The 17,455-nt window shown below is 51.7% G+C and carries 18 protein-coding genes; 16 read left to right on the top strand and 2 right to left on the bottom strand.

All coding sequences use genetic code 11. The annotated features are described in order from the left end of the window. Positions 1–58 precede the first annotated feature (58 nt). The 5 genes from SBI19_RS19725 to SBI19_RS19705 all read left to right on the top strand — a co-directional run bounded on the left by SBI19_RS19725 (position 59) and on the right by SBI19_RS19705 (position 4,879). Complete coding sequence (locus SBI19_RS19725) at positions 59–916, top strand: carbon-nitrogen hydrolase family protein (protein WP_317971251.1); 858 nt, start codon at positions 59–61, stop codon at positions 914–916. 6 nt (positions 917–922) lie between these two features. Then, a complete protein-coding gene (locus tag SBI19_RS19720) occupies positions 923–1,600 on the top strand; it encodes a GNAT family N-acetyltransferase (RefSeq protein WP_317971250.1) in 678 nt (225 codons plus the stop codon). A gap of 27 nt (positions 1,601–1,627) precedes the next feature. Next, positions 1,628–2,296 carry a GNAT family N-acetyltransferase gene (locus tag SBI19_RS19715; RefSeq protein WP_317971249.1) on the top strand — a complete coding sequence of 223 codons (669 nt, stop codon included), beginning with the start codon at positions 1,628–1,630 and terminating at the stop codon, positions 2,294–2,296. Positions 2,297–2,465: 169 nt separating this feature from the next. Further along, positions 2,466–4,145 carry a glycoside hydrolase family 9 protein gene (locus SBI19_RS19710; RefSeq protein WP_317971248.1) on the top strand — a complete coding sequence of 560 codons (1,680 nt, stop codon included), beginning with the start codon at positions 2,466–2,468 and terminating at the stop codon, positions 4,143–4,145. A gap of 44 nt (positions 4,146–4,189) precedes the next feature. Further along, positions 4,190–4,879, top strand: a complete 690-nt coding sequence (locus tag SBI19_RS19705; RefSeq protein ID WP_317971247.1) for a DUF421 domain-containing protein — start codon at positions 4,190–4,192, stop codon at positions 4,877–4,879. Between the two features lie 18 nt (positions 4,880–4,897). On the opposite strand, the gene SBI19_RS19700 is transcribed toward SBI19_RS19705, so the two are convergent. Beyond that, entirely contained in the window at positions 4,898–5,230 is a 333-nt protein-coding gene (locus tag SBI19_RS19700) for a winged helix-turn-helix transcriptional regulator (RefSeq protein ID WP_317971246.1), read from the bottom strand. Between the two features lie 150 nt (positions 5,231–5,380). Next, positions 5,381–6,199: a hypothetical protein gene (locus SBI19_RS19695; protein WP_317971245.1), complete on the bottom strand. Its 819-nt coding sequence runs from the start codon at positions 6,197–6,199 to the stop codon at positions 5,381–5,383. Between the two features lie 386 nt (positions 6,200–6,585). Here SBI19_RS19695 and coxB point away from each other — a divergent pair, with 386 nt between their 5' ends. The 11 genes from coxB to SBI19_RS19640 all read left to right on the top strand — a co-directional run bounded on the left by coxB (position 6,586) and on the right by SBI19_RS19640 (position 17,341). Beyond that, positions 6,586–7,653 (top strand): cytochrome c oxidase subunit II, encoded by a 1,068-nt coding sequence (gene coxB / locus SBI19_RS19690; RefSeq protein WP_317971244.1) that lies wholly within the window; start codon positions 6,586–6,588, stop codon positions 7,651–7,653. A 76-nt stretch (positions 7,654–7,729) separates the two neighbouring features. Then, entirely contained in the window at positions 7,730–9,538 is a 1,809-nt protein-coding gene (gene ctaD / locus SBI19_RS19685) for a cytochrome c oxidase subunit I (protein WP_317971281.1), read from the top strand. Next, a complete protein-coding gene (locus tag SBI19_RS19680) occupies positions 9,535–10,155 on the top strand; it encodes a cytochrome (ubi)quinol oxidase subunit III (RefSeq protein WP_317971243.1) in 621 nt (206 codons plus the stop codon). The genes ctaD and SBI19_RS19680 overlap by 4 nt, the downstream gene beginning before the upstream one ends. 4 nt (positions 10,156–10,159) lie before the next feature. Then, complete coding sequence (locus SBI19_RS19675; protein WP_317971242.1) at positions 10,160–10,480, top strand: cytochrome C oxidase subunit IV family protein; 321 nt, start codon at positions 10,160–10,162, stop codon at positions 10,478–10,480. A gap of 974 nt (positions 10,481–11,454) precedes the next feature. Further along, on the top strand, positions 11,455–12,363 hold the full coding sequence (ctaG, locus tag SBI19_RS19670; RefSeq protein ID WP_317971241.1) for a cytochrome c oxidase assembly factor CtaG: 909 nt from the start codon (positions 11,455–11,457) through the stop codon (positions 12,361–12,363). Between the two features lie 68 nt (positions 12,364–12,431). Next, entirely contained in the window at positions 12,432–12,893 is a 462-nt protein-coding gene (locus SBI19_RS19665; RefSeq protein ID WP_191206679.1) for a DUF420 domain-containing protein, read from the top strand. A 170-nt stretch (positions 12,894–13,063) separates the two neighbouring features. Beyond that, entirely contained in the window at positions 13,064–13,786 is a 723-nt protein-coding gene (locus SBI19_RS19660) for a hypothetical protein (protein WP_317971240.1), read from the top strand. A 49-nt stretch (positions 13,787–13,835) separates the two neighbouring features. Beyond that, positions 13,836–14,231, top strand: coding sequence for a GntR family transcriptional regulator (locus SBI19_RS19655; protein ID WP_317971239.1), 396 nt, complete (start codon positions 13,836–13,838; stop codon positions 14,229–14,231). Continuing rightward, positions 14,228–15,133 (top strand): ABC transporter ATP-binding protein, encoded by a 906-nt coding sequence (locus tag SBI19_RS19650; protein WP_317971238.1) that lies wholly within the window; start codon positions 14,228–14,230, stop codon positions 15,131–15,133. Before SBI19_RS19655 ends, SBI19_RS19650 begins: the two co-directional genes overlap by 4 nt. Continuing rightward, positions 15,130–16,032, top strand: a complete 903-nt coding sequence (locus SBI19_RS19645) for an ABC transporter ATP-binding protein (protein ID WP_317971237.1) — start codon at positions 15,130–15,132, stop codon at positions 16,030–16,032. Before SBI19_RS19650 ends, SBI19_RS19645 begins: the two co-directional genes overlap by 4 nt. Beyond that, complete coding sequence (locus tag SBI19_RS19640; protein WP_317971236.1) at positions 16,025–17,341, top strand: ABC transporter permease; 1,317 nt, start codon at positions 16,025–16,027, stop codon at positions 17,339–17,341. The genes SBI19_RS19645 and SBI19_RS19640 overlap by 8 nt, the downstream gene beginning before the upstream one ends. Positions 17,342–17,455 lie beyond the last annotated feature (114 nt).

Raw genomic sequence — 17,455 nt, 5'->3', positions numbered from 1 at the left:
GAAGGTTGATTTTTCCGTCACAATGTAGGTAATTCTTTGTTCAAGCAGGAGGTAGAGGATGAAGCTAAGAGTGTCTGCGGTACAGTATCATCTGCATTCGATCGACTCGTTCGAGGCGTTCGCGGCGCAGGTGGAGCATTATATTCGGACGGCGGATGAATTCGGTTCGGAGTATGTGTTATTCCCCGAGTTCATGACGACGCAGCTCATGTCTATTCCAGGAGCGGACGGCAAGGCGCGCAGCATCGAAGAGCTGCCGGACTTCACCGACGCGTATATCGAGCTGTTCAAGGAGCTTGCCGCGCGTTACAACATGTACATTATCGGCGGTACGCATGTCATTCGAAGCGGGGACAACCTGCTCAACGCAGCGCATTTGTTCGCGCCCGACGGTACAGTCAGCGTACAACCGAAGCTGCATATTACGCCGACCGAAGTGACGGAGTGGAACATGAAGGCGGGCGACGGGGTAACGGTATTCGATACGCCTAAGGCACGAATTGCGATGCTGACTTGCTACGATATCGAGTTTCCGGAGATCGTTCGGATGGTGCGGGCGCTTGGCGCAGACGTTATTTTCTGTCCGTCCTGCACAGACGACCGCCAAGGCTTCTACCGCGTCCGCTACTGTGCGCATGCGCGGACGATCGAGAATCAATTATACGTAGTTACGACGGGCACAGTGGGTTCGCTGCCTACGGTCGATTTCATGCGGCTCAACTATGGGCAAGCGGCTGTGCTGGCGCCGAACGATATTCCGTTCCCGCCTCGCGGCATCGTCGTAGAAGGCGAGATCAATAATGACATGATCGTGACGGCAGACCTTGATCTGTCGCTGCTCTACGAAGTTCGCGAGCGCGGCTCGGTAATGACTTGGCGGGATCGCCGCACCGATCTTTATACCGATTGGAAGTGATGCGGCGTGTATCGTAAGCAGCTGTATGTCATGAACGAGGGCAAGCCCGTTCCCGCCATCGTGCGAAGCTATACAGAGGCGGATTTCGATGCGCTTATCGAAATCCAGGCGGAGTGCTTTCCGCCGCCTTATCCGTCTGAGCTGTGGTGGAATCGAGAGCAGCTGACGAACCACGTGCGTTATTTTGCAGATGGAGCGTTGTGTATTGAGGTGGACGGCAAGCTCGCCGGATCGATGACCGCACTCATCGTGAAGACGGATGAACAGGACCCGAATAGCAGTGCGCACAGCTGGGAGCAGATGACGGACGGCGGGTACATACGCAATCATAATTCTTCAGGCGATACGCTCTATGTCGTCGATCTGTGCGTCAGGCCTCAGTATCGCAAGCTGCGCTTGGGACAATGGCTCATGTTCTCGATGTACGATGTCGTTGTTCATCACCGGCTGAAACGGCTGCTGGGAGGCGGGCGGTTGTCCGGCTATCATCGCGCGGCGGATTCGATGACTCCGGAGCAGTATCTCGATGCGGTCATTCGCGGTGAGCAGAACGATCCTGTTATCTCATTCATGCTGCGTGTCGGCCGAACGCCGATTGGGGTTGCGCATAACTATCTGGACGATGAGGAATCGGGCAACTGCGCAGCGCTGATGGAGTGGCGCAACCCGTTTCGTAACGACTAATTAAGGTATAAGGAGTTGGCTGTTATTATGGAATACCAACGCATTACTTCTATTAATGATCCATTATTCGCGCAGATGCATGCATTGATGGGACGCGTGTTCCCGCCGGAGGAAGTGCTCGCATTCGACCTATGGAAGGAACCGCTGGAGGATCCGGGCATCCGCGTATTCGTTGCGATCCATGAAGGTGAAGTTGTTGGTACGACGGAGTACCGTTATTACGAGGACTTTAATGTAGCGATGACGGATTTCACGATTGTCGGCCGTCCGGGTCTTGGCATCGGTCCGTTCCTGTGGCAGTCGCGTCAGCGCGATCTCGATGCATTGGCGCAGGCGGCGGGCAATAAGCTTGACGGCATGTTCGCCGAGATCTATGATCCTTATCGCGCAGGCGACCATGACTTCGGCGGCCTGATGGTAATGAACCCTTATGTTCGCCGCGAAGTGCTATCTCATATGGGCTACAAGCGAATTGATCTGACTTACGTACACCCTTCTTGGCAAAATGACGGCGAAGCCGTGGAAGGTCTCGACCTTGGCTTCTTGCCGTATGACGGACGCGATACAATCGACGCTGCGCTGGTTGCAGCGTTCCTGCGTCGTTACTATGCCGTGCTTCCGAACAAGCCGGCGGCTTGGGAAGCTATGGTCGCTTCGCTCGATAACCAACAGTCGCTTCCGCTGCTGCCGTTGTAAAAGTTTTAATCATTATTTGGCCCAATTCACGATGGGATCATGTATAATCGTGATAAATATGCACCATTGTCATTATGTTCTTCGCCGCGGCGATTGTTTTTATATATAGAAGGAATTGAGCCGCGGCGAAGGGCAACCAATCATATACGAGCTTAGGAGGGGAACTTGCATGGCTGATATGAAACGTGAGCAGTGGAATGATGCGGCGATCCGCGTCAATCAGATTGGATTTTCGACCGGGTTTTCGAAAGCGTTTTCAACTCAAATCGTGTCAGGCAGTTTCGATGTTCTGAATGTTGATACGGATGAGTGCGTACTTACGGGTACAACATCGCCAGCGACGGAGGATGAAGCTGCCGGTGTGCGCGTGAGCTCAGGCCGGTTGGATGGACTGGATACACCCGGCAGCTATCGCATTCGGATGAAGGATGCGATAGAATCGCCTGTATTCACCATCGCGCATCGTCCTTATCAAGCCATCAAGCTTGCTCTTCTGCGGAATTTCTACTTTCAGCGCTGCGGCATGGAGCTAGAAGAAAAGTATGCTGGCCCTTGGAAGCATGCTGCCTGTCATCTAGACGATGGCATCATTCATGGAGATGATCCATCCATTAGGCGGAAAACGGCGGGCGGATGGCACGACGCCGGTGATTATGGCAAGTATATCGTCGCCGCCGCGAAGGCCGTCGCTGATCTCATGCTCGCGTACGAGGCCTATCCGTCGGCGTTCGAGGAGTCGACGAATATACCGGAGAGCGGGAATGGCGTGCCGGATATTTTGAACGAAACCCGTTATGAGCTTGAGTGGATGCTGCTGCTGCAGCGTGAGGACGGCGCCGTCTATCACAAACTAACGACGCTCGAATTCCCTGGCTTGCACGTCATGCCAGAGGATGATCTTGCACCGCTAGTCTTCTCGCCTGTTTCATTCACAGCGGCGGGCACTTTCGCAGCCTCAATGGCCATGGCCTCTCGCGTATTCGCACCATTCGATGAGGCGTTCGCAGCCTATTGCAGAGCTGCGGCGGAACGTGCATGGCGGTGGATGGAGAGCACCGAAAGCTTCGAGCGCGTGCCGTTCCGCAATCCGAGAGAGGTGAAGACCGGGGAATACGGCGATCGGATGGTCATCGACGAGCACTATTGGGCAGCGGCAGAGTTGTATCGACTGACCGGCGAAAGCAAGTATCTCGTTCAGGCGGTGATGTTGACGCAATCCGATGATTTTCCACTGTGTGAATTAGGGTGGGCAGATGTCGGCGGTTATGGAACGATTGCGCTGCTGCATGCGCTTCGGGATGCTGGCGATGATACTTCGACGCAGCTGCGCGGCAGACTGGCGGATCAGTGGATGACAAGGGCGGACGAGCTGCTCGAACTGTCAGAGCGCAACGGTTTTGGTGTATCGCTAACTCAGAAGCAGTACAAATGGGGCAGCAGCATGATCGTGATGAACAATGGCATGCACCTATTAATTGCAGCAGAACTTACGCAGGATAGCGACCGCCATCGGCAGTACATTGAAGCAGCGACACGGCAATGGCACTACTTGCTTGGCTGTAATGTGTTAGGCATATGCTACGTGACAGGATTCGGCTCTCATTCGGTCATGCATCCGCATCATCGTCCTTCCGTTGCTGACCGTGTGCCGCTGCCGGTGCCAGGCATCGTGGCAGGCGGTCCGAACTTAGGGCTTAATGACACGGCGGCAGCAGCGCTGCTGATCGGGCGCCCGCCGATGGCATGTTATATCGACCATGAAGACAGCTTCTCCACGAATGAGAATACGATCTATTGGAACTCGCCAGCTGTATACGTGGCGGCGGCGCTGGACAGCTTGAATAGATAACGACAGGAGGAGACATCCTATCCGAGAGGAAAGGGGTGTCTCTTTTGCCAATATGGATTGAGGTCACGCTGCGCACGTTGTCGGCGGTCGTTATTCTGTTCATTATGACCAAGATACTAGGCAAACGGCAAATCTCGCAGCTGTCGCTGTTCGAATACATTACAGGCATTTCGATCGGCAATATCGCGGCTTATATCTCGCTCGACACGGATAACCAATGGTACCTGGGACTGCTCGCGCTGTCGGTATGGGTCCTCGTCTCCGTTGGCATGGAGTTCGCGACACTGAAGAGCAAGTGGGTTCGTGACATTGTTGACGGCAAGGGAACCGTCCTAGTGGAGAAAGGGGCGATTCTCGAGAAGAACATGGCGAAGGAGCGGGTGACGCTCGACGAGTTTCTAGAGAAAATGCGAAGCAAGAGCATTCATCAGCTCGCCGATGTAGAATTCGCGGTCATGGAGTCTAACGGGGATATTACGTTCTTGCTTAAGAAAGAGCAGCAGCCGCTTACGGCGGCGTCGCTGGGTTGGGCCGTACAGCCTGAACGCGAGCCGCAAAACATCGTTATGGATGGGATCGTCATTGATGATGCGCTCAGACGGGCGGGTTTCGATCGCGTATGGCTCAATAAGCAGTTGGCTGCGAAGGGTGTAAAGCTTGAACAGGTTTATCTTGCGCAGGTGGATGATGCAGGTGTAGTAACGATACAAACAGGGGAGCGCTCTATTCCATAGGGGCTCCCTTCCGTTTGTTTAAGTCCACTTAGCCGCCCACAGCTTCATGGCGTGCAGCGTCTGGTGAAGATCTTCGCCTTTAGGCGTTAGTTTATATTCAACGGTAGCAGGCACTGTCGCATATACATGTCGTTCTAGAATGCCATTCTCTTCGAGATGGCGCAGCGTACTCGTAAGCGCACGCGGACTAACAGCTGGAATGCAGCGCTGCAGCTCGCCGAACCTCCTCGTTCCACAGAACAGCTCGCGGAGCACAAGAAAGGACCATTTGCCGCTTAGTACGTCTACCGCCTTCTCAATATTGCACTCGATTACTACAGGGTCCTTCGGAACGTAGTTGCTTGTCGTCATGGCCTTGAAATCCCTCTCTTTCGATCTTCATCCGGTCGCTTCATTAATAGTATAGCAAAAAGAGGCGCTGTGGAACTACGCCTCTGCATGCAGCCGACTCGATTTGGTTAATCTAACAGCTATATATAATAGTAGAAAAAGATTTACACGTTATCGCGGAGAGCCTGTCGTATTGCCGCTGAACTGTTCTGTCTTCACGCCATTCTTCTGGCCGTTGTTGCGGTCTGCGCCAGTCGTGTCTGGATTGATCTTGCCAATGCTGGCAGGTAGCTTATTGCCTCCGGCGAATTGGTTCGATACAAGCGCGTTGAAGTCGCTGACATATGGAGTCAATGATTCATTCAGCCATGCCTTCTGCGCATAGGCGACGAACCGATTGACGTACTGACGGTTAGCAGATACATAAACGTTTTTCGCTCGAGGCGCAAACTTGCTCACCTTAGTGACGATCGCATGTTTCAATGCATCTGGCAGCTCCGTATGATCGTTCACCGTCATCGCGTGGCCGTACGGCGTAGCCAGCTCACGATTATCCCAGTAAGAGCTGCCGGTTGTATGGTTGTAGACGCCTTCGTTCGCGCCGCCCAAGTTCTGCTCGCGTTTCGAGCGGCCGCCGCTCTTCGTACGGATCGCCGTATCGTTGAAGACGATCGCGACATAAGCGTTCTGATTGGTGAGCATGACTAGCGCAGTGGAAATGCCGTTGATCTTGCCGACCTCCTTGGAGATCTTGGAGCTGTATTCGAAAAATTGATTATCGTGATTGCCTGAAGATGCTGATAATGCGCCATAGGAACGTGCCCGGTCGTCGACGAGAGGACGTTCCGTGCCGCTGCGCGTCCCGTATGAGTTTGATTTGTACCCGTGAGGCTCATACTTATAGCTGCTGCATCCGCTCGACAGAACCGCAACGCCAAGAAGCAGCATGAAGATGCGGGCCGGGGTGGATGCACTAAACCATTTGTTCATGCAATGGACCTCCCTTAACGATTACTGTACTGTTAGAGTTCGTCGGCACGGCCGAAATATACGTAAATAAGTGCATACATAATTGACCATTGATTCGGTGCACAATGTATAGAGGGAATATGTCGTTTATTGTCACTTCAGGGGGTTGGATAAGCACAAAAATGGAGGGGTGTAAATGCCCCAAAACCCTTGTAAAACCAACATTTTTGGCGGCTTTGAGAACAATTTGTGAACTCTTTCTGAAACGTTGACAAATACATCCTCCAACTTTATATTTAATAAAGTGATTTAATGCAGAAGTTGTAAAACATCTCTAGAACACGCAGTTTGCCGCCTTTCCACGCCATCAGATGCAACTGCGAAAACGTAAAAAGTGGGGTTGATGAATGATGAAACGGTGGAATGTAGGAAAGCGCCTTCTGCCGCTCTTTGCCGGTATGATGCTATTGCTGTCGGCGTGCGGGCGTGCAGACCTTTCGACACTGAACCCGCAGGGTCCAGTAGCGGAAGAGCAATTCGATTTGATGAAATTGGCGATTTCGATCATGATTATCGTGGTCATTATCGTATTTGCGATTTCGTTGTACGTCATTGTTCGTTTCCGTAGACGTCCAGGGGATAAGATTCCTGTACAGGTCGAAGGAAACCATAAGCTTGAGATTATCTGGACGGTTATTCCGCTGATTCTCCTTGTTATTCTCGGTGTACCGACGGTTAACTCCGTATTCGGTCTGGCGAAGGATTACTCGAAAGATCCGGAAGCTATTCAAGTCGAAGTAACTTCGCACCAATTCTGGTGGGAATTCTATTATCCGCAGTATGACATACATACGGCACAAGAGCTTGTCATTCCGACAGGCAAGAAGATTGCGGTTACGGCTGTTTCCGGCGACGTGCTTCACTCGTTCTGGATTCCATCGCTCGCAGGCAAGATCGATACGAACCCAGGCACGGCTGTTGCAAGCGGTACGGCGAACGCTAACAAAATGTTCTTCGAAGCGCCTAAAGCCGGTGTTTACCTTGGTAAGTGCGCAGAGCTTTGCGGCCCATCCCACGCACTGATGGACTTCAAAGTTAAAGCAGTAGATGAAGCATCGTTTGACCGTTGGACGGCCGCGCAGAAAGCGCCAGTTGCACTGCCAAGCGATCCGGCGATCAAAGATTCACTCGTTAAGAACTGCTTGAGCTGCCATGCTATCGGCGACCAAGGCGTTCTGGTGTACCCGAACCTGACGGATATCGGCAGTCGTTTGACGGTGGGCGGTATTCTCGTCAATACCGACGAAGCGAAGTATGACAACGAAGGTACAACGTACGAGAACTTGAAACGTTGGATCGAAGATCCACAAGCGGTCAAGCCTGGTACGCTCATGCCGAAGGTTGAGCTTTCCGAGCAAGAGATCGATGGTATTGCGAAGTACTTGTCTGAACTGAAAATCGACTACGAGAAATAAGCATCAGGAGAATTAAAAGGGGGCATTAACCTTGGCACATGCGCATGCGCACACGGTCAAACGCTACAAGGGCCTGATGGACTGGCTGACGACCGTAGACCATAAGAAAATCGGTATTTTGTACTTGCTTGCCGGCGGGTTCTTCTTCCTTGTCGGTGGTCTGGAAGCAATAATGATTCGGATTCAGCTCTGGAGACCGCTTAACGACTTCGTTAGCGCGGATACATTCAATGAGCTCCTAACGATGCACGGTACGACAATGATCTTCCTTGCAGCGATGCCAATGCTGTTCGCGCTTATGAATGCGGTTATTCCGCTTCAGATCGGCGCGCGGGACGTTGCATTCCCGTTCGTTAACGCACTTGGCTTCTGGACGTTCTTCGCTGGCGGCGTTCTGCTGAATGTCAGCTGGTTTACAGGCGGCGCTCCAGACGCAGGTTGGACATCCTATGTTCCGCTTGCAAGCCCGACTTACAACACGGATTATGGCGTTGACTACTATGTCATCGGTCTTCAAATCGCCGGTATCGGTACGCTGGTCGGCGGTATTAACTTCCTGGTAACAATCATCAACATGCGTGCGCCAGGCATGACGTTCATGCGTATGCCAATGTTCACGTGGACAATCTTCATCACGTCGGCGTTGATCTTGTTCGCATTCCCAGCACTGACGGTTGGTCTGGTTGCACTGATGTTCGACCGTTTGTTCGATGCTAACTTCTTCGAAGTGGCAAATGGCGGTAACGCCGTTCTATGGGAGCATATCTTCTGGATCTTCGGACACCCTGAAGTATACATTCTCATTCTTCCTGCATTCGGTGTTATCTCTGAAGTAATCAGTACGTTCTCGCGTAAGCGTCTGTTCGGATACAGCTCCATGGTATTCGCTACTGTACTGATCGGCTTCCTCGGCTTCATGGTATGGGCTCACCACATGTTCACGACGGGTCTTGGCCCAGTGGCGAACGCGCTGTTCTCCATCGCTACGATGCTGATTGCCGTACCGACAGGTATCAAGATCTTCAACTGGCTGTTCACGATGTGGGGCGGCTCCATTAAGTTCACGACTGCGAACTTGTTCGCAGTAGGCTTCATCCCGACATTCGTAATGGGCGGCGTTACGGGCGTAATGCTCGCGGCAGCGCCAGCCGACTTCCAGTACCATGACTCGTACTTCGTTGTCGCGCACTTCCACTACGTTATCGTTGGTGGTTTGATCTTGGGTATTTTCTCCGGTCTCCATTACTGGTGGCCGAAGATGTTCGGTCGTATGCTGAACGAAACGCTCGGCAAGATGACGTTCTGGACATTCTTCATCGGTTTCCATATGACGTTCCTGATTCAGCACTTCTTGGGTCTGCTAGGTATGCCACGTCGTATCTACACGTACCTGGATGGTCTGGGCTTCAACGAAATGAACTTGATCAGTACGATCGGCGCATTCTTGATGGGTCTCGGTACGATCTTCTTCATTACAAACATCATCGTAACTTCGATCAGCGGCAAGAAAGCTGCCGCAGATGCTTGGGAAGATGGCCGTACATTGGAATGGACGATTCCTTCGCCAGCTCCAGAGTACAACTTCGCGCAAACGCCGCTTGTTCGTGGCTATGACGCATTCTGGAAAGAAAAAATGGATGGCCATAAAGAGATGACGCCAGCTGAACCGCTGGGATCGATCCACATGCCATCGCCATCGATTCTTCCTTTGTTCATGTCGATTGGCTTGTTCATTGCAGGTCTGGGCTTCATGTACCACAACTACTATGTTGGTGGCGGCGGACTTGCCCTTACGTTCCTCTGCATGCTGATCCGTTCTTTGAAGGATGATCATGGCTTCCATATCGAGCCAGATGAGCTGCAAGATAAGGGGGTAAAAGCATGAGCGCACACTCGCACGTAGAAGGACAACTTCCACATGAGCCGGAGAAGGCTACACTGGAAGGACGCAATAAAGTACTTGGCTTCTGGTTGTTCCTAGGCGCTGAGGTCGTACTGTTCGGTACGTTGTTCTCTGCTTTCCTAGCACTTCGCGATAAAGTTGGCGACGGTAACCCGACTGCTGACGAACTGTTTAACCTTTCGACCGTTGCAATTGCAACGTTCATCCTGTTAACGTCCAGCTTGACGAGCGTATTTGCTACTCAAGCGATGCATGCCGGCAAGAAAACGGCAATGATCAACTGGTTGATCATTACAGTCCTGTTCGGTCTTGGCTTCTTGGGTCTCGAGATTTACGAGTTCGCTGAATACGTTCATGAAGGCCATGGCTTTACGACAAGTGCTTTCAGTTCATCGTTCTATACGCTGGTCGGCTTCCACGGCGCCCACGTTGCATTCGGTGTTCTCTGGATTAGCATTATCATCGGTCAAGTGTTCAAGAAAGGCCTTACGGTTGTTACGGCACCGAAGATTTATGTATCAGGTCTGTACTGGCACTTCATCGACGTCGTGTGGGTATTCATCTTCACAGTCGTGTATCTGATGGGAAAGGTGGGCTAAGTCAATGGCTGCAGTTAACCATTCCGCAACGGAAGAGACGAAGAAACGCCACAAGCACGAAGGACCACAGAAGCACATCGTTGCTTACATCATGTCCCTGCTGCTTACTCTGATTGCTTTCGCAGCTGTAATGGCTGGCGAAGTGAATGCTTCGTTCATCATCTTCATTCTGCTGATGATGGCTGGCCTCCAAGTGTTCGTTCAGATGGGCTTCTGGATGCACATGAAGGATAAAGGTCATGGGTATGCGATAATCGCTATTCTAGGCGGTATCTTTATCGCAGGCACCATGATCATCATGGCTGAGTATTGGGCTTGGTGGTAATCGTATATAAAGCAAGAGGGTCCGAGAAAATCGGGCCCTCTTTTTTTGTGAGTTTTAAAGGGGCCCGGCCCCTTTGACCCCGGAAATTATGATAGGGGCTAAGCCCCTTATACCCCGTAAAAACCTATTTATTTAAAAAGTTTCTACCCACCCAAACCCTCCCTGCAAGGGAGGGCCCCAAAGGTCATGTGACCTCTGGACTCCTCACAAGGACGCGGCTTTGATCATTTAGGTTCGTGTGCCCGCTCTTGCCGCCTTGCGGCAAAGCTTCTGGATTACTGTATCTAGATATGTTATTGCGTCTGCATCCTTTGTTCGATCGTGTGCACCTGTCACCGCCCATTAATGAGACTAAGGGAGGGTCCCAGGGGTTCTTAGCCTAGACTCCTTAGGGGAAGAGCTGTTGATCGAACGTATTATATCAATTAGCCAAAAGTAAAGCGTGTCCCGCAGGGACGAAAGCGAGTATTGGCACGTATGCTGCGCGTACTCGAAATCGTATGCCCCTCCACTAACGCTCCTAGATCCCACTGGCGTATAGCGTGTCCCGCAGGGACGTAAGCGAGCACATGTGCAATCGTATCTAAGCGAGTCCTTAGGGAGTCCAGAGGGCATCGCCCTTTGGGGCCCTCCCTAGCAGGGAGGGTTTGGGTGGGTAGAGCAACTGGTTTGAAGAGGGGATCAGGGGCGGAGCCCTTTGTTTTGTATATTAGGGGGCTGGGGGCGCAGCCCCTCCAGAATTCGGGGTTTAAGGGGCAGAGCCCCTATAATATGAGGGGTCAAAGGGGCGAAGCCCCTTAAAGTCCTCCCTTGAGGGAGGACTAAGACGGGTGCAATCCTTGACAATATGATGAACGGCAGGGCAAGAACGCCGCTTTCGGTAGGAGTTCACAATTGCTTATGCTATACTAGGCATGTCCCGGTTATGACCGGATTGGCTAACAGGAATGGGATATGAATTGTGGGGGTTATCCATGCTCGGTTTGCTGCAGTATTTTACGTTCAGAGAACAATGGAGTCCAATGTTTCTATTCGCAACGGCAGCGGTTGTCATTCTTTATTTGTATGTTGACGGACCCTATCGCCGCAAGCATTCACCGGATCAAGCTGGAACGAGCGTTATGCAGAAGATCTCGTTCATCCTTGGCGCTCTTCTGTTCTATCTAGCGCAGGCAGGTCCGCTAAGCTTGTTAGGACATATGATGTTCACGTTCCATATGCTGAACATGTCGCTGTCCTATTTGCTCGTGCCGCCGCTAGTCCTACTTGGTACGACATCCTACATGTGGCGTTTGATGTTCCGCGCCTCGTGGTGGAGTAAGTTCAAGTTTCTGACGAATCCGATTTTGTGTCTTATTTTGTTCAATATGGTGTTCTCGCTCTATCACGTGCCAGTCGTACATGATTATGTCATGACGCATTACACGATTCATCGATTGTTCTATGTGGTGCTGCTGATCGCGGCATTCTTGATGTGGATTCAGGTGGTTAGTCCTGTTCCGGAATGGAATCGCTTAACGGACATGCGGAAGATGGCGTATGTGTTCGCGAACGGGGCGCTGTTAACGCCGGCGTGTGCGCTCATTATCTTCTCGGGAACGCCAATGTATGCGGTTTACAATGATCCGAATACCTGGGTGACCATGATGGGGTATTGCGTATCCGGCGATCCATCCTATCTGCTCGAGCATGGTCCAAGCTTCTTCAATCTGATGTCGCCATTGGAAGACCAACAGACGGGCGGTATTGTGATGAAGCTGCTTCAGGAAGTGCTGTATGGCTCGATTCTCGCTTATATCTTCAAGCAGTGGTTCAAGCGCGAACACGCGGATGATGACGAGAGGCCAAGCACAGGGCCGAATCCGGCGAACGGTATGACCTAAGATTTACTGGCCTTGCAGGCTAATCGCTCGTGCAGGCTCTCAGATAACGATATAAGGTGGGTTTACGCATGGACATTTATAGTATTTTTCCGACGATCAGCACTTCGTTCATCGTGATTAGTGCAATTCTCGTTGCGATCGGTTGGAACCTCGCGATCAATCGCCGGCTGGAAGCACATAAGAAGGTAATGTTCTGGGCTGCGGTTGCAGCTACGGCATTCTTCATCGTGTATACGAGCCGTACCATATTCGTTGGCAACACGGAATGGGGCGGACCGGACGATCTGAAGCCATACTACTTCGTATTCCTGATCTTCCACATTACGCTCGCAACGGTTGCGGCTGTGTTCGGCATCACAACGCTGACATTGGGCTACCGTGCTAAGTATGCGAAGCACCGCAAGTGGGGACGTGTGACGTCGGTCATTTGGTTCTTCACAGCAATTACGGGCGTAGCCGTCTACATTCTGCTCTATGTCATGTATCCGGGCGGTCATACGAAACCAGTGCTGGACGCGATCTTCGGTTAAAGCTAGGTAGGTGAAATCAAGAAGTCTTCATTGCAAGCGCGATCGACGCACTTGCGGTGAAGGCTTCTTTTTTATGCAAATATAGGTTGGAAGATGTTGACACATGGCAGAGGTGTGATTATACTGTGTATAAAGATATACACACTAAGCACACGGATGGTGACAGACGGATGAATAAGTGGGAAGGCGCATGGCATGTCGCGAAGTATGAATGGCGGAAGGATCGAGTAGGGATGGGCATTACACTCTTATTCGTCGCCTACATGCTGCTAGTGTCGCGCACGTTCTACATTGATGTATGGAGCGACCAGCTGGATCTGTCAGTCACTTGGCTTGTTGATTTCGCACAGCTTGCGATTCTGCCGCTGCTCGGGTTCCCGGCGAATCGGACGACGTTCAAAGCATGGCGCGAAGATTGTTATACACGCAGGCTGGTACAGTGGCGGGTGCTGCCGATCTCAGTGAATCAGCTCGTAATGGGGCGATTGATTCAAATTACAGGTCTACTGACAGTTGGGGTATTGCTCTACTTTGCGATTCTATATGGGAGCACGGCACACCTTCGTGAACAGCTTGGCATAGGCGCATATATCGGTTATGTACTCATCTGGTTCAGTTATAGCATTGCGATTGCAAGTATGTATTCACTCTGGGAGCAAGGCTTCTCAGGCAAAAAGTATATGATCATTTGCTTCGCTTTCGCAGCTCTTTATCTGGCAGTGGCAGCCGTTCTAGGAGCGAATGACAAGTCGGTTTCTCTATATCTGCTGGAACAACTCGCCGATGGGAACTGGTGGTATCCCGTTGTTGCCATAGTCGCGAGCGGCGCTGCCGTATACGGGTTTTATCGGCTCACCTGCAGAAGATTGCGAATGAGAAGCTTCACGCGCTGACTCATTATTCTTATACAACAATGAACTTAAGGACGAAGAAGGTGGAAGTGTGTGGCTGCCGATTCATCTCAATGAGAACAGCGCGGAGCCGATGTACCATCAGATCGAGGTGCAGCTAAGGGCGCTAATCGTAAGCGGACAGCTAACGGAAGGAACGCTGCTGCCCTCCATTCGCGAGATGGCGCAGATGTTGAAGTGCAGCGTCATTACGGTCAGGCGGGTTTATCAAGATCTGGAGACAGAAGGGCTGCTGCGGACGCGACAAGGTACGGGAACGTTCGTTGCAAGCGTGCAAGAAGAGGATCTCGGCCGACAGCGGACAGCATCGGTGATCGAGGCCGTTGAAGCTGCGGTTGAAGCTGGCATGCGGGTTCAGCTGACGAGACAAGAGATGGAGCACATTATGACTCGTGTTCTAGACGAACGATGGAAGGAGAACGGATGATGGAGACGACAGCCATATCATTAGCGGGCGTTGAACAGCATCGGGCACATTTTCGACTGGGGCCTATTGATCTGGATATTCCGGAAGGGTATGTGACGGCAATCATCGGTCCGAACGGATCGGGCAAAAGCTCGACGTTTCGCCTCCTGCTAGATCTCTCAAAGCCGGATGCAGGACAGATGACGATGTTAGGTTATCCGGTTGGACAGGGCGATGATCGGCCGTGGAAGCGGCAGATCGGGTATTTGCCGGAGGAGTCGGATTATCTCGATGATTCGATTCGAGGCGCGGAGAAGGCAGCGTTCATTCGCAAGTGGTACCCCGAGTGGGACGTGAACTTGTATCAGGATCTGCTTCGCCGGTTCGAGGTGGATGATTCCATTAAACTTGGCAAAATGTCCAAAGGGATGCGCCGCAAGTTCGAACTGGCGCTCGTGATCGCCCACAAGCCGAAGCTGCTGCTGCTCGATGAGCCGTCATCCGGTCTTGATCCAATCGCTTGGCGATCGATGATCGATATTCTCCATCGGTATATGGAGCCGGGGGATCGAACGATCCTTATGGCTTCTCACATTATAGATGAAGTGCGACGCTTGGCAGATTACATCGTATTTATGGCAAAGGGACAAATCCTTGGAAAGTACGAGAAGGATGAGCTGTTCGAGCAGTGGCAGGTTCTATATGTGCCAGCCGTGAATGACTCGGATCGGGGCAAGCTGCTTGCGATGCCTGGCGTCATAGAAGTAGAGCTCGCAGGGGTAGGCATGTATAGGGTTGTAACCGAACATGCGCCTCAGACAGAAGAAGCGTTGCAAGCTGCACAGTTCAGCATCGGCAGCAGACAGGCGCTGCAGCTGGACGAAATTTTACAAGCGTTGATGCAGAGAGGGGTTTATGCATGAATCCATTGGTAGTTGAACGAATTGTGAAGAATTACGGTGAGAAGACAGCGGTGAACGGACTTAGCCTGCAAGTAGCTGAAGGCGAAATTTACGGTCTGCTCGGCGCGAACGGCGCAGGCAAAACAACAACGATGCGGATGGTGCTTGGACTCATCTATCCGGATGAAGGTTCGATTCTATATAACGGGAAGGCTTACAGCAAGGAGCAGCTGCATAACCTCGGTTATCTCCCAGAGGAGCGCGGGCTGTATCCGAAGGTCAGGGTGGATGAACAACTCCTCTACTTGGCGCAGCTCAGAGGGATGACGAAGAAAGCGGCAGAAGATAGCTTGAAGAAATGGCTGGAACAGTTCGAGGTAGCCGAATATTACGGGAAGCGAATCGAGGAGCTGTCGAAAGGCAACCAGCAGAAAATCGGTTTCATCGCAGCGGTCATACATGACCCGCAAATTCTGATCCTCGACGAAGCGTTCAGCGGCTTGGATCCGGTCAATGTGGAGCTGCTTAAGGCAGCGGTCAAAGGACTTCGCGACAGCGGCAAGACGATTCTGTTCTCAACGCATCGGATGGAGCATGTTGAAGAACTTTGCCGCAACATTACGATCATGCACCGTTCCAATCCGGTCGTGCAGGGCGATGTGAAGGCGGTTAAGAAGCAGTATCCGCGTGAACGCGTCATGCTGGCGACAGATCGCGAAGTGACGGGGCTGGAAACGTTGGCTGGCGTACGTTATGTAACGAGACATGAGAATGTAACGGAGATCGGCATCGCATCCGAGGATACGGCGAAGCGGATTTTGCACCATGCACAGGGGCAGGCCGAAATTGAGCGGTTCGAGTTGATGCAGCCGACGCTGAACGAAATCTTTATTAAGACGGTAGGTGAGCGCAATGAGTAAATTCGGGACAGTAGTAGGGTTTACGATACGCAATAAAGTAAAGACCAAATCGTATGTCATTTCGACACTCATTCTTGTCGCTATCATAAGCGTTGTTGTGAATCTGCCTTATATTATCGATAAATTCAGTTCGGATGCGCCGGATAAAATCGGATATCTGACGGCATCGACGGAAGACGCTGTGAAGAGCAGCGTGACGCCTTCGGTCGTCGGCGATCAAATGCGAGCTTTCTTCTCGAAGCAAGAGCATCCGGATTATGAATTCGTTCCGGTGGAGAACCAGAACTCGGCTGAAGCGAACGAGAAGAAGCTGCTCGATGCGCTGTCCAATGGTGACATTGACGCGTATGCCACGTTCGAAGAGGATGGCACTTCGTTCCCGGCGATGGTGCTTCATGCAGATAAGGTATACAGCGATGCATCGAAGGCGAATATGCAGGCTGCGCTGCAGTCGATCAAGACGCAGTTCGCGCTGCAAGGATTAGGACTGACAGACGAACAACAGACCGCGTTGTTCTCACAGGCTGTCGTTGATAGCGTGAAAGTCGATGTAAGCAACGGCGAAGCTGTAGCTGATGATACGAAGGAGAAGGCAGGCGCGCTGTATGGTGTTACCTACTTGATCTTGTTCCTTCTGTTCATGACGATCATGGGCACGGGCCAACTTATTGCCACGGAAATAACGGCAGAGAAAAGCTCGCGGGTCATGGAAGTGCTCATCACCAGCGTGTCGCCGCTGACGCAAATGTTCGGTAAAATCTTCGGCATGTTCATCGTTGGTCTCGGCCAGACGGCGCTTCTCGTCGCTGCTGCCGCAATCAATCTAGCGCTGCCGCACAACGAAAGCGCGTTGAAGGACGTTGGTATTAACATCAAGGATGTGCCGGTAGATGTATTCATCTATGCCATTGCATTCTATCTGATTGGTTACTTCCTGTTCGCTACACTGTACGCTGGCGTCGGCTCGCTCGTCAGCCGGACAGAAGATCTGGGCCAAGCGGTTATGCCGCTTATGTTCCTGAACCTTGGCGGCTTCTACGTCGGCATCTTCGGCCTTAATGCACCGGATGTGATGTTCGTCAAAGTCGCGTCGTTCATTCCGTTCTTCACGCCGTACGCGATGTTCATGCGTATCGGGATGACGGAAGTGCCGGTATGGGAGGCCGCATTATCGCTGGTTGTCCTGGTCATCACAACGTTCGTATGCGGCTGGTTGTCGGCGAAGATTTATCGCACGGGCGTGCTGATGTATGGCAAACGTCCAACGATCAAAGAGCTGAGAAAAGCGATGAAAGCTTATAAACTGTAAGGACTATTAACAACAGATATATATGAGTAACGATTATAGTTAAGACAGATTACAAAATAAGTTAAGACAATTTACAATGTACTTAAGACTTTTGAGCAATAGTTTTCGACTGAG

This window comes from Paenibacillus sp. CCS19 (assembly GCF_033239625.1).
GTDB lineage: Bacteria > Bacillota > Bacilli > Paenibacillales > Paenibacillaceae > Paenibacillus_T.
This window is presented reverse-complemented; position numbering and strand designations above follow the sequence as displayed.

Coding starts and splice junctions, on each gene's coding strand:
- ctaG (WP_317971241.1), top strand. CDS start 11,455: ATGCTCGGTTTGCTGCAGTATTTTACGTTCAGAGAACAATGGAGTCCA.
- SBI19_RS19715 (WP_317971249.1), top strand. CDS start 1,628: ATGGAATACCAACGCATTACTTCTATTAATGATCCATTATTCGCGCAG.
- SBI19_RS19710 (WP_317971248.1), top strand. CDS start 2,466: ATGGCTGATATGAAACGTGAGCAGTGGAATGATGCGGCGATCCGCGTC.
- SBI19_RS19675 (WP_317971242.1), top strand. CDS start 10,160: ATGGCTGCAGTTAACCATTCCGCAACGGAAGAGACGAAGAAACGCCAC.
- coxB (WP_317971244.1), top strand. CDS start 6,586: ATGATGAAACGGTGGAATGTAGGAAAGCGCCTTCTGCCGCTCTTTGCC.
- SBI19_RS19660 (WP_317971240.1), top strand. CDS start 13,064: ATGAATAAGTGGGAAGGCGCATGGCATGTCGCGAAGTATGAATGGCGG.
- SBI19_RS19695 (WP_317971245.1), bottom strand. CDS start 6,199: ATGAACAAATGGTTTAGTGCATCCACCCCGGCCCGCATCTTCATGCTG.
- SBI19_RS19700 (WP_317971246.1), bottom strand. CDS start 5,230: ATGACGACAAGCAACTACGTTCCGAAGGACCCTGTAGTAATCGAGTGC.
- SBI19_RS19665 (WP_191206679.1), top strand. CDS start 12,432: ATGGACATTTATAGTATTTTTCCGACGATCAGCACTTCGTTCATCGTG.
- SBI19_RS19640 (WP_317971236.1), top strand. CDS start 16,025: ATGAGTAAATTCGGGACAGTAGTAGGGTTTACGATACGCAATAAAGTA.
- SBI19_RS19650 (WP_317971238.1), top strand. CDS start 14,228: ATGATGGAGACGACAGCCATATCATTAGCGGGCGTTGAACAGCATCGG.
- SBI19_RS19645 (WP_317971237.1), top strand. CDS start 15,130: ATGAATCCATTGGTAGTTGAACGAATTGTGAAGAATTACGGTGAGAAG.
- SBI19_RS19725 (WP_317971251.1), top strand. CDS start 59: ATGAAGCTAAGAGTGTCTGCGGTACAGTATCATCTGCATTCGATCGAC.
- SBI19_RS19680 (WP_317971243.1), top strand. CDS start 9,535: ATGAGCGCACACTCGCACGTAGAAGGACAACTTCCACATGAGCCGGAG.
- ctaD (WP_317971281.1), top strand. CDS start 7,730: ATGGACTGGCTGACGACCGTAGACCATAAGAAAATCGGTATTTTGTAC.